Origin of the sequence: Novosphingobium sp. MMS21-SN21R (assembly GCF_031846015.1) — a bacterium.
Taxonomy (GTDB): Bacteria; Pseudomonadota; Alphaproteobacteria; order Sphingomonadales; family Sphingomonadaceae; genus Novosphingobium.
This window is the reverse complement of sequence record NZ_JAVRDU010000001.1, coordinates 2910323-2921831: the sequence shown is the minus strand read 5'-3', so window position 1 is coordinate 2921831 and position 11509 is coordinate 2910323. Positions and strand designations below refer to the sequence as shown.

Below are 11509 nucleotides of genomic sequence, written 5' to 3'. Positions count from 1 at the left end.
GGGTTTGCAACAGGAGGAATGAATGCTGTCGATCATGCGCAGGCCGCTCGCCGCACTGGCGATACTGCTCGCCGCTGCCGTGGCCATGCCCGCACAGGCCCAGTTTTCCGACAGCTACAAGTTCCTCGAAGCCGTCCGCAAGAAGGAAGGCGAAAAGGTCACCGACGCTCTGAACGAGCCCGGCACCCAGATCATCAACACCAAGGATTTCACCACCGGCCAGACCGCGCTGCACATCGTGGTCGCGCGGCGTGACCTGACATGGATCCAGTTCCTCGTGGCCAAGGGCGCCAACGTCAACGCGCGCGACAACAAGGGCATGACCCCGCTGGTGGCGGCTTGCGAGCTTGGCTTCATCGAAGGCGTGGACGAGCTAATCAAGTCCGGCGCGCGCGTGGAAGACGCCAACAACACCGGCGAAACCCCGCTGATCAGCGCGGTGCACCGCCGCGACCTGACGCTGGTCCGCCTGCTGATCAAGGCGGGGGCCAATCCTGATCGCCCGGACAATTCGGGCCGTTCGGCGCGTGATTATGCCGCGCTTGAAGGCAAGGCCAGTACCGTGATGGGCGAGATCGAGCGTGCGACCAAGGACGCCAAGGCAGCTGGCCCCAAGAAGACCTACGGTCCTTCCTTCTGACATGACCGACGACACTTCGCTCGATGCCCTGCGCCTCCGTCTAGCCCCTTCCATTGCCGACGGCGTTGCTTTCGATGGCTGGACCGACGCTGCTGTAGATGCTGCCGCCGAAGCGGAAGGCGTGGACCCTGCGCTGGCACGGTTCGCTTTTTCGAGCGGACCCATGGCCATGATCACCGCCTGGATTGCACGGATCGATGCGGACATGGACGCGGCGCTGAGCCAGTCGCAACTGTCCAATCTCTCGATCCGCGAACGCATCCGCCGTCTTGTCCAATTCAGGCTCGATGCCTTGGCGGGCAAGGAAGAGGCGCTGCGCCGCGCGCTGGCGATCATGGCCATGCCGCAGAACGTCGCCGCCGCCACCCGCCTCGGCTGGTCAAGCGCGGACAAGATGTGGCGGCTGGCGGGAGACGCCGCCACGGATTACAACCATTACACCAAACGCGTGACGCTGGGCGCAATCTATGCGGCTACCCTCTCGGTCTACGCCAATGACAGCAGCGAGGACCACGCCGATGCCCGCGCGTTTCTCGACCGGCGGATCGAGAATGTGATGCAGTTCGAAAAGGCCAAGGCCAAGGTGCTCAAGCCGCGCGGGGAGACGTTCTCGTTGACCCGCCTGCTCGGCAGGTTGCGCTATCCGGCGGTGTAGTTCGGTCCGTCACGTGGGGCGGAGATTTTTGGTCCAGCGCAATTCTATTGCGAATGACTTGCAAAGTCTCCCGCGCTATGGCAGCGCGAATGGGTGACACTCGATCAGCTCCCTCTTGGCACGCCAGCGCGAATCGCGTCGGTCGATTGGTCTGTGCTCGTTGCCGAAGAGGCAAAGCGCCTGCAGTCGCTTGGCCTTGACACTGGCGCGCGGGTCACGCTTGCCTATCGCGGCGTCTTCGCGGGGCGCGATCCGCTGGCGGTTGAGATTGGGCGCATGACCGTCGCCCTGCGCCGCGTCCATGCTCGCGCGATGACGGTGGAGCCCATCGCCCAGACTGTCCCGGCATGAGCAGAATGCCCACCGTCGCCGCGCTGGTCGGCAACCCCAATGCAGGCAAGAGTGCGCTGTTCAACGCGCTTACCGGTGCGCGCCAGAAGATCGCCAACTATCCCGGCGTCACGGTGGAGCGCAAGGCAGGTCGCCTGCTGCTGCCCACGGGCGAGCCGGTCGAACTCGTCGATCTGCCCGGTTCCTACGGTCTGGATTCCACCAGCCCGGACGAGGAAGTGACCCGCAAGGTCATCATGGGCGAGCAGGCGGGCCAGGCCCGGCCCGACGTCATCGTGCTGGTGCTCGACAGTTCCAACCTCGAACAGCATCTGGTCTTCGCGCAGGAAGTGATCGAACTCGGCCGCCCCACCGTGGTCGCACTCAACATGGTCGATCTGGCCGAGCGTGACGGGCTGATCATCGATCCCGCAGCACTGCAATCGGCGCTCGGCGTGCCGGTCATTTCCACCGTGGCCGTCCGCCGCCGGGGCCTGAGCGAACTTGCCGCCGCGATTGGCGAAGCGCGGGACCGCGCCGAGGCGCACGAAGCCGCGCCGCGCCCGCACGTGACCCTGCCTGAAAGGCGTATGCTCGCGCATGAAATCGCAAGCGGCGCGATTATTTCGGAAACCGCCAAGCACCGTATCCACGCGCGCATGGACAAGCTCCTGCTCCACCCCTGGGCCGGACCGCCGATCCTGTTTGCGCTGCTGTTCGTGGTGTTTCAGGCGGTGTTTACCTGGGCAACGCCGTTTGCTGACGCGCTCGAAGCTGCGGTCGGCATGCTGGGTGATCTGGTCAAGGCCAACGCAGCCCCGAGCCTGCTGCGCGATCTGGTGACCGACGGGATCATCGCGGGCGTTGGGTCGGTCGTCGTGTTCCTGCCGCAGATCGTGATCCTGTTCTTCTTCATCCTGACGATGGAGGCGACTGGCTACATGGCCCGTGCCGCCTTCCTCATGGACCGGCTCATGGCAGGCGTCGGCCTGTCGGGGCGCAGCTTCATTCCCCTGCTGTCGAGCTTTGCCTGCGCCATTCCGGGCATCATGGCAACGCGCAGCATCACCGATCCCAAGGACCGGCTGACCACGATCCTCATCGCGCCGATGATGACCTGCTCGGCCCGTCTGCCGGTCTACGCTGTGATCATCGCGGCCTTCATCCCGAACCGGACGGTCGGTCCCGGCGTAGGCCTGCAGGGGCTGGTGATGTTCGCGCTTTATGTGGCCGGGATCGTCGGCGCGATGGTCGTAGCGTTGATCTTGCGCCGCTCGGTCACCAAGGGCGCGGCGTCGGGCTTCATCATGGAACTGCCCAAGTATCAGCTGCCCACGGTCAAGGATCTCGCCATCGGCCTGTGGCAGCGTGCATGGATCTTCCTGCGCCGCGCGGGCACGATGATCTTCACCGTCACCATCGTCCTGTGGCTGCTGCTCAACTTCCCGCGCGCAGAGCCGGGGCAGGACCAGATCAACGCCTCGGTCGCGGGCACGCTCGCCAACGGTCTGGCCGTGGTGCTCGAACCCATCGGCTTCAACCGCGACATGAGCCTGGCGATCATCCCGGCGATGGCCGCGCGCGAAGTCGCGGTCAGCTCGCTCGCCACCACTTATGCGGTCAGCGCAGGTGACGACGAACAGACCGCCATGGCGCTGGGCGACCAGCTCAAGTCGCGCTGGACCCTGCCGATGGCGCTGTCGTTTCTGGCGTGGTTCGTGTTCGCGCCGCAGTGCCTCTCGACCATCGCGGTCGCGCGGCGCGAGACCAACGGCTGGAAGTGGCCCGCCTTTATGCTCGGCTATCTGTTCGCGCTGGCCTATCTCGCCGCCTTCGGCACGTTCTGGATAGCGACCGCCTTGGGGCTGGGATAGTCCGCCCATCCTGCGCTGTGGGAAAGGCCGTGGCGTGACTCGCCGCGCGCGGTCCTGATGCGCTAGGCCAGCGTTCAAATTCCAAAGGGACTCGATTCGATGGCAGGCAGCGTCAACAAGGTCATCATCGTCGGCAATCTCGGTGCCGACCCCGAAGTGCGCTCGTTCCAGAACGGGGGCAAGGTGTGCAACTTGCGCATCGCCACGTCCGAAAGCTGGAAGGACAAGAACACCGGCGAAAAGCAGGAGCGCACTGAATGGCACACGGTCGCCATCTTCGGTGAAGGGCTGGCAGGCGTTGCCGAACGCTTCCTGAAAAAGGGCAGCAAGGTTTACGTTGAAGGACAGCTGCGCACGCGCAAGTGGCAGGACCAGCAGGGCGCTGATCGCTATTCCACCGAAGTCGTTCTGCAAGGCCCCGGCGCGGTGCTGACCATGCTCGACGGCCCTCCCGGTGCTGGCGGCGGCGGTGGCGGTGGCGGTGGCCGTTCGGGCGGCTGGAATGAAGGCGGCTCGTCCGGCGGCGGTTCGCGCGGCGGTTCAGGCGGTGGCTGGAATCAGGGCGGCGGCGGCGCCTCGTCTGGCGGCGCGGCTTCGGGCGGCGGCTTTGGCGACGATCTCGACGACGACATCCCGTTCTGATCCCTCGCGCAGGCGGGGGCCTCAAACCTCTGCGCGGAAACCTGGATTGGTATTATTCGGCCTGAGGTCCCCGCCTTCGCGGGGACTCCATGGCGTATCAGCCCTCAGGTCCCCCGCGTATCCCCATACAAATGAATGTGCAGCCGGTCGGTAAACCGCCAGCCGCGCTCCAGCGCCTCCTCGGCCAGCCAGCGCGAGCGTTCGCGCAAAGTGGCGCTCGCGGTGCCCTCGGGCATCACGAACAGGTGATCGGCGGCAATGCCATAGCGGTCCTGCAAGAGCGCAATCTCGGCAAGGTCCGCCGTCGTGATGACGACGAATTTGAACCACGCGCGCGAGTCAGCCGCCCACGCGATCAGCCGTTCGGGCACCAGCGCCAGTTCTGCCGCATTGCCTGAATGCGCCAGCTTCGGGCTGACATTGAACTGGTCGACCAGCCCGTCCAGCGCCGGGTGAGGGGCTACCGTCCCGTTGGTCTCGATCTCGACATGCAGGCCGGGCCGCGCCTCCTTGAGGAGCACCACCAGTTTGGCCAGCGCTGCGCCCTGCAACAGCGGCTCGCCACCGGTGATCACCAGCCGGTCCTCGCCATGGGCAAGGATCAGCGCGGCAACCTCCATCTCATCCAGCGTCAGCTGGTTATCGCCGCGCTCGAACGCCACCTCGTCGCGGTGCGGGCGGTTATCGCCAGTGAAGCGCCAGGTGTAGGCGGTGTCGCACCACCGGCAGGCAAGGTTGCAGCGCGATAGCCGCACGAAGATGGAGGGTCGCCCCATCGACGGCCCTTCGCCCTGCAGCGACGAAAAGATCTCCGGTTCGCCGGGATTGACGGTGGCAAGCGTCAGCACGACACGAACGGATCGTTGGTGCTCATCCCAGCCGCTTCAGTGCCGCCGCCAGCCGCTCGGCTTCGGCAGCGTGCATCGCATGATCGGCGCGCGCCTTCTCGACCGCCTCGGGCTTGGCCTTCTCGACGAACGAGGCATTGGACAGGCGACCTTCGAGTGCCTTGGCCTCCTTCAGCGAAACCGCCAGCGCCTTTTCAAGACGGGCCTTTTCCGCCGTGATGTCGATCACGCCTTCCAATGGCACGATCAGGTTGGCATCGCCCGCGCCGATCTGCATCGCCGCACCCGCAGGGGCCGCCTCGAAGCGGATCGCGGTCAGGCGGGCAAGGCGCTCGATTGCAGCCGGATTGGCCTCGATGATCGCGCGCGTTTGCGTCGACGGCTCGGGCAGGTAGGCTTCGAGCCGCGCCCCCGGCGCAATGCCGAGTTCGTTCTTGGCGGTGCGCAGGGCGGAAACCAGCGCGATCAGCCACTCGACCTCGCGCTTCGCCTCGGCATCAACCGAAGCCTCTGGCGCAGGCCATGCCGCCACGATCAACTCGCCGTCGCGGCTGCCCAGCGCGTGCCACAGCTCCTCGGTCACGAAAGGCATGAACGGGTGGAGCATGACGAGGATCTGGTCGAGCACCCAGCCGGCAACCGCCTTGGTTTCCTCGTCGAAGTTGCCCTTCACCAGTTCGATGTACCAATCGCAGAACTGGTCCCAGACGAAGTGATAGACGGTGTTCGCCGCCGCATCGAAGCGCAAGTCGGCCATCGCCTGATCGAGCGCACCCAGCGTCTCGACCACCTCGCCGATGATCCACTTGTTGACCGCGCTGGTCGCCACAGGCGCGGCAACCGAGGTGCTGCCGGTGATCCCGTTCGACTGGCAGAACCGCGCGGCGTTCCACAGCTTCGTCGCGAAGTTACGATAACCCTCGACGCGCTTCTCATCCATCTTCACGTCGCGGCCCTGGCTCTCCATCGCGCACATGAAGAAGCGCAGCGCATCGGCGCCGTACTTGTCGATCAGCAGCAGCGGATCGACCACGTTGCCCTTCGACTTCGACATCTTCGCACCATCCGCCGCACGGACAAGCCCGTGGAGATAGAGGCGCTTCCACGGGTTCTGCCCGGTCATGGCCTGCCCCATCATCATCATGCGGGCATCCCAGAAGAACAGGATGTCGAAACCCGAAACGAGCAGGTCGTTGGGGTAGTGTTTGGCAAGGAGGGACTTACCTGATCCGTTCGCATCGAGCGTAGTCGAGATGCCGGACGCAGGTGTTTCGACTTCGCTCGACACGAACGGGGGTTGGGCTGCCGGTTCATCGGGCCAGCCGAGCGTTGCGAAGGGCCACAGTGCCGAGGAGAACCACGTGTCGAGGACGTCTGAGTCGCGGGTCAGCGATTTGTTACCGGCAAGCGCCTGTGCTTCTTCTACGCTCTCCGCGACGTAGATTTCGCCGTCCTCGGCATACCAAGCCGGAATCCGGTGTCCCCACCACAGCTGGCGCGAAACACACCAAGGCTGGATGTTCTCCATCCAGTTGAAGAAGGTCTTTTCCCAGGTTTTGGGCACGATCTCGACTGCGCCCGAGCGCACCGCTTCGAGTGGCGCGACGGCCAGCTTTTCGGCGTCGACGTACCACTGGTCGGTCAGCCACGGTTCGATCACCACGCCGCCCCGATCTCCAAACGGCGTCTGAATTGTGCGCGGTTCGAAGTCGGCGGCAATCTCGTTGCCTTCCTTGTCCTTCGTGATGTGCGGGATGAGGAAGCCCGCTTCCTTCATCCTTTCCACCACCAGCTTGCGCGCATCGAAGCGGTCCATGCCGATGAACTCATCCGGCACCAGTCCGTCCGAAGTCTGCACAACCTTGGCCTCGGCATCGAACATGTTGAGCATGTCGCCCGCCTTGATCCCGGCGCGCTTGCCCACTTCGAAGTCGTTGAAGTCATGCCCCGGTGTGATCTTCACCGCGCCGCTGCCCAGTTCCGGGTCGGCGTGTTCATCGGCCACCACCTTGAACCGGCGTCCGGTCAGCGGCTGCAGGATATCCTTGCCGATAACCGACTTGTAGCGCTCATCCTCAGGGTGAACCGCCACGCACATATCGGCCAGCATCGTCTCGGGGCGCGTGGTCGCAACCTCGATATAGTCGAGGCCATCGTCACGGTGAACGCCGTCTGCCAGCGGATACTTGAAGTGCCAGAAGCCGCCCTGCGTCTCGCGCGTTTCCACTTCAAGGTCGGAAATCGCGGTCTTCAGCTTGGGGTCCCAGTTCACCAGCCGCTTGTCGCGGTAGATCAGGCCCTTTTGGTGGAGGTCGACGAACACCTTGACCACGGCCTTGGTGAAGTGCGGGTCCATCGTGAACTGCTCTCTGGACCAATCCATCGAACAGCCCAGCCGCCGAAGCTGGCCGGTGATCGTGCCTCCGCTCTCGTGCTTCCACTCCCACACTTTTTCGATGAACTGCTCGCGCGTGTAGTTGGTGCGCTTGTCCTGCTTCGCTTCCATCTGCCGCTCGACAACCATCTGCGTGGCGATGCCGGCGTGGTCGGTGCCGACGACCCACAGCGCATCCTTGCCGCGCAGACGTTCATAGCGGATCACCACATCCTGCAGCGTATTGTCGAGCGCGTGGCCGATATGGAGCGATCCGGTCACGTTCGGCGGCGGGTTCACGATGGTGAACGGCGCGGCGTCCGGGCGTTCGGGCCGGAACAGACCGTTCTGCTCCCAATGGGCGTACCACTTGGCTTCGAGGCCTGCGGGCTCGAATGTCTTGGCGAGTTCTGCGGAATTCTGTGCGCTCATGGGGCTGCGCCTTGCCATTGCAGCGCCCGCGCTGCAAGCATTGCGGGGAACCGCAACGCGAGTTCCTTCGTTACGGCGCATGTGTTGCACTTGTCGCCTTGCCCGAATTCCCGCATGAAGCGGACAACATGCGGGCTTTAACAGATTTTCAGCTTACGCCCGGCTCCGGGGATGCAGGGGCCGTGCTCGCGTTCAGCGGGCCGATGACCGTGTCCTCGCTGGGGCTGACCGATCAGCGGCTGCGCGATTTTGGCGAATCCGTGGCGAAAATCGATGTGTCGGCCGTGAGCGATATGGATACGGTCGGCGCGTGGACGGTGTGGCGCCTCTCGCGCGATACCGGGGCCGAAGTCGTCGGCTGCAAGGAAGAGGCCAAGCGCCTGATCGACGCGATCAGCCAGGCTGATTCAAACGCCCATTCGATCCGCGCCCCGCGCCTGCCGCTGCTCGAGCGCGTGCCCGAACATGTCGGCGATGTGATGATCGGGTTGGGCAGGGGCTTCCTGCAGGTGCTCGGCTTCCTCGGACAGATCATTCTGTCGATTGGCAGCCTGATCCGCCATCCCTCGCGCTTTCGCGGCAAGGCCCTGATCCACCAGATGGAACTGGTCGGCGTCAACTCGCTCGCCATCATCGGGTTGATGAGCTTTCTCGTCGGCATCGTGATTGCCCAGCAGGGCGCAGTTCAGTTGCGCCAGTTCGGCGCAGAGATCTACACCGTCAACCTCGTCGGCCGCCTGACCTTGCGCGAACTTGGCGTGCTGATGACCGCGATCATGGTGGCGGGCCGTTCCGGTTCCGCCTTTGCCGCACAGATCGGCACGATGAAGCTGACCGAAGAGGTCGACGCGATGCGCACCATCGGGGTTTCGCCAATGGAAGCGCTGGTCGTGCCGCGCATTGTCGCCACGATGATCATGATGCCGCTGCTCGGCTTCTATTCGGCCTTTCTCGGCATCATCGGTGGCGCGTTCCTGTCGTCGCTTACGCTCGGCATCCCGTTCTTCACGTTCCTCCAGCGCATTCAGGAAGTGGTGCCGCTGCACGACGTATGGGTGGGCATCACCAAGGCCCCGGTGTTCGGCCTGATCGTCGCGCTGGCGGGCTGCTACCAGGGCATGCAGGTCAAGAACAACGCCGAGGAAGTTGGCGCGCGCACCACGGCGGCGGTGGTCATGGCGATCTTCACCGTGATCGTGCTCGACGCGTTCTTCGCGATCTTCTTCACCGAAATCGGGTGGGGTTGATGAGCGAAGCCGAAACCATCCCGGCAGCCGAGCATGATCTGCCCGACATGCCGGAGCCGTTCGACGGGAAATACCCGATCCGCGTGCGCGGCATCCGCAATGTATTCGGAACCCACGTCATTCACGACGGACTCGATCTCGATGTCCGCAAGGGCGAAATCATCGGCGTGGTCGGCGGCTCGGGCACCGGCAAGTCGGTGTTGATGCGCACGATCATCGGTTTGCAGATCCCGGAATCGGGCACGGTCGAAGTGCTCGGCGAATCGATCACCGATGCGCAGGACGATGCCGATATCGATATCCGCAGCCGCTGGGGCGTGCTGTTTCAGGGCGGCGCGCTATTCTCCACGCTGACCGTGGCCGAAAACGTCGAAGTGCCCTTGCGTGAGTTCTACCCCGAGATCAGCGACGAGCTGCGCCACGAGATCGCGCGCTACAAGGTGCTGCTGTCGGGCCTCCCCGCCGAGGCGACCAGCAAATATCCGTCCGAACTTTCAGGCGGCATGCGCAAGCGTGCAGGGCTTGCCCGGGCGCTCTCGCTCGATCCCGAACTGCTGTTTCTCGACGAGCCGACGGCGGGACTCGATCCCATCGGCGCGGCGGCGTTCGATCAGCTTATCCTGCAATTGCAGCAGACGCTGGGGCTGACCGTGTTCCTGATCACCCACGATCTCGATACGCTTTACGAAATCTGCGACCGGGTGGCAGTGATCGCGGACAAGAAGGTGATCGCGGTGGGCACGATCGAGGAACTGCTCGCGCTCGATCATCCGTGGATTCAGGAATATTTCAACGGCCCGCGCGGGCGGGCGGCGCAAGACGCGCAGGCACGGCACGATGCGGTGCGCGCGGCGTTGCCAAACAGCAAGGCCGCGCAGGCCAATACGCTCGAACAGGGTGAGGAATAAGGACAGGCCATGGAAACGCGGGCAAACCACATCTGGGTCGGTCTGGTCACGCTGGCGCTGATCGCAGCGACGGCAGTGCTGACCATCTGGATCGCGCGCCTCAACCGGGGCGAGCTCAACGAATACGACATCTTCTTCAAACAGTCGGTCGATGGCCTCGCCAAGGGTTCCGAAGTGTCGTTCTCGGGCGTCCCGTTCGGGCAGGTCAAGGAAATCGAGCTGTGGGAGCGTGATCCGGAATTCGTGCGCGTGCGCATCGCGGTCGACCAGAAAGTGCCGATCCTTCAGGGGACGATTGCCAGCCTTCAGGGCAGCTTTACCGGCGTTTCCACGATCCAGCTGACCGGCGCCGTGAAGGGCGCACCACCGATCGAATGCCCCAAGGAAAACAAGCGCGCCACCTGTCCGGAGGGCGTTCCGGTGATCCCGACCAAGCGCTCCGGCCTTGGCGAGCTGCTCTCGAATGCGCCGCTGCTGCTCGAACGCCTGGCCACGCTGACCGAGCGCCTGACCATGGTGCTGTCGGACAAGAACCAGAAGTCGATCGAGAACATCCTGAGCAACACAGACCGGCTGAGCGGCAACCTTGCCGATGCCTCGCCCGACGTGAAGCGGACCATGGCCGAACTGCAGGCGACCTTGAGGCAAGCCAACTATTCGCTGGCCAGCTTCGAAAAGCTGACGAACTCGGCTGATTCGATGCTCAATGACGAAGGAAACGGCTTGGCCAAGCAATTGCGCCAGACACTCAAATCGGCCCAAGGCGCGGCGGACGAACTGCAATCGACGCTGGGTGAGGCCAAGCCCGCTGCCCGCCAGCTCAACGAACGCACTCTGCCCGCCGCCGAAGCCGCGATCCGCGATCTGCAGGCGACCACCAAGTCGCTGCGCGAGGTCACCGACCGCATCAACGACCAGGGCGTGGGCGGCTTCGTCGGCGGTCCCAAACTGCCTGATTACAAGAACTGAGGAGGCGAGAGACATGAACGCCAGAACCCTGATCGCGATTTCGCTCTCCGCCGCGCTGGCAGGCTGCGTCAGCCTTGGCCCCAAGGTGCCCGACACGCTGCTTTCGCTGCGCCCGGTCAACGCGCCCGCGGCAGGCACCAGCGCCAGCGGCACGTTTGCCACTGCCTTGGTCGTGCTCGAGCCGTCGGCCGAAGCGCGCCTTTCGGTCACGCGCGTGCCGGTGCAGATCGACGACGCGAATGTCGCCTATCTCAAGAAAACGATGTGGGTCGAGCGCCCTTCACGCCTGTTCCAGCGTCTGCTTGCCGAAACCATCCGTGCCAAGGGCGGGCGGCTGGTGATCGAGAGCGATCCGGGTGCCAGCGGGTTGCACCTGTCAGGCCGCCTGCTCGACATGGGCTACGATGCCCGCAGCCGCATGGCCGTGGTGCGCTTCGACGCGATCAAGGAAGCAGGCGGCGGCAGGATCGAAACCCGCCGCTTCGAAAGTATGGTTCCGGTGACCGAGGCCGAAGCAAAGTTCGTCGGCCCGGCACTCAACGAAGCGGCAAACACCGTGGCTCAGGCCGTGGCGGACTGGGTGGGTTAAC

General features: G+C 64.3%; 11 protein-coding genes. 9 read left to right on the top strand and 2 right to left on the bottom strand.

Annotated features, from left to right (window positions below; genetic code table 11):
- Positions 1 to 22 precede the first annotated feature (22 nt).
- The 5 genes from RM192_RS14040 to ssb all read left to right on the top strand — a co-directional run bounded on the left by RM192_RS14040 (position 23) and on the right by ssb (position 4141).
- Positions 23 to 640, top strand: a complete 618-nt coding sequence (locus tag RM192_RS14040) for an ankyrin repeat domain-containing protein (protein WP_311508178.1) — start codon at positions 23 to 25, stop codon at positions 638 to 640.
- Position 641: 1 nt separating this feature from the next.
- A complete protein-coding gene (locus RM192_RS14035; protein WP_311508177.1) occupies positions 642 to 1295 on the top strand; it encodes a COQ9 family protein in 654 nt (217 codons plus the stop codon).
- Between the two features lie 93 nt (positions 1296 to 1388).
- Positions 1389 to 1646, top strand: a complete 258-nt coding sequence (locus RM192_RS14030; protein WP_311508176.1) for a FeoA family protein — start codon at positions 1389 to 1391, stop codon at positions 1644 to 1646.
- Positions 1643 to 3499: a ferrous iron transporter B gene (locus RM192_RS14025; protein ID WP_311508175.1), complete on the top strand. Its 1857-nt coding sequence runs from the start codon at positions 1643 to 1645 to the stop codon at positions 3497 to 3499. The genes RM192_RS14030 and RM192_RS14025 overlap by 4 nt, the downstream gene beginning before the upstream one ends.
- A 99-nt stretch (positions 3500 to 3598) precedes the next feature.
- Positions 3599 to 4141: a single-stranded DNA-binding protein gene (ssb, locus tag RM192_RS14020; RefSeq protein WP_311508174.1), complete on the top strand. Its 543-nt coding sequence runs from the start codon at positions 3599 to 3601 to the stop codon at positions 4139 to 4141.
- Between the two features lie 104 nt (positions 4142 to 4245).
- Here ssb and RM192_RS14015 read toward each other — a convergent pair whose 3' ends face one another.
- The gene (locus RM192_RS14015) at positions 4246 to 4989 is read right to left on the bottom strand and encodes a 7-carboxy-7-deazaguanine synthase QueE (protein ID WP_311508173.1); all 744 of its coding nucleotides are present in this window, start codon (positions 4987 to 4989) and stop codon (positions 4246 to 4248) included.
- Between the two features lie 22 nt (positions 4990 to 5011).
- Complete coding sequence (locus RM192_RS14010; protein ID WP_311508172.1) at positions 5012 to 7795, bottom strand: valine--tRNA ligase; 2784 nt, start codon at positions 7793 to 7795, stop codon at positions 5012 to 5014.
- A gap of 128 nt (positions 7796 to 7923) precedes the next feature.
- Here RM192_RS14010 and RM192_RS14005 point away from each other — a divergent pair, with 128 nt between their 5' ends.
- From RM192_RS14005 to RM192_RS13990, 4 genes are read left to right on the top strand one after another with little or no spacing between them, the layout of a single operon-like run.
- Positions 7924 to 9042, top strand: a complete 1119-nt coding sequence (locus RM192_RS14005; RefSeq protein ID WP_311508171.1) for an ABC transporter permease — start codon at positions 7924 to 7926, stop codon at positions 9040 to 9042.
- On the top strand, positions 9042 to 9950 hold the full coding sequence (locus RM192_RS14000) for an ATP-binding cassette domain-containing protein (RefSeq protein ID WP_311508170.1): 909 nt from the start codon (positions 9042 to 9044) through the stop codon (positions 9948 to 9950). Before RM192_RS14005 ends, RM192_RS14000 begins: the two co-directional genes overlap by 1 nt.
- A gap of 9 nt (positions 9951 to 9959) precedes the next feature.
- Positions 9960 to 10919, top strand: a complete 960-nt coding sequence (locus tag RM192_RS13995) for an MlaD family protein (RefSeq protein WP_311508169.1) — start codon at positions 9960 to 9962, stop codon at positions 10917 to 10919.
- Positions 10920 to 10932: 13 nt separating this feature from the next.
- A complete protein-coding gene (locus RM192_RS13990) occupies positions 10933 to 11508 on the top strand; it encodes an ABC-type transport auxiliary lipoprotein family protein (protein ID WP_311508167.1) in 576 nt (191 codons plus the stop codon).
- Position 11509 lies beyond the last annotated feature (1 nt).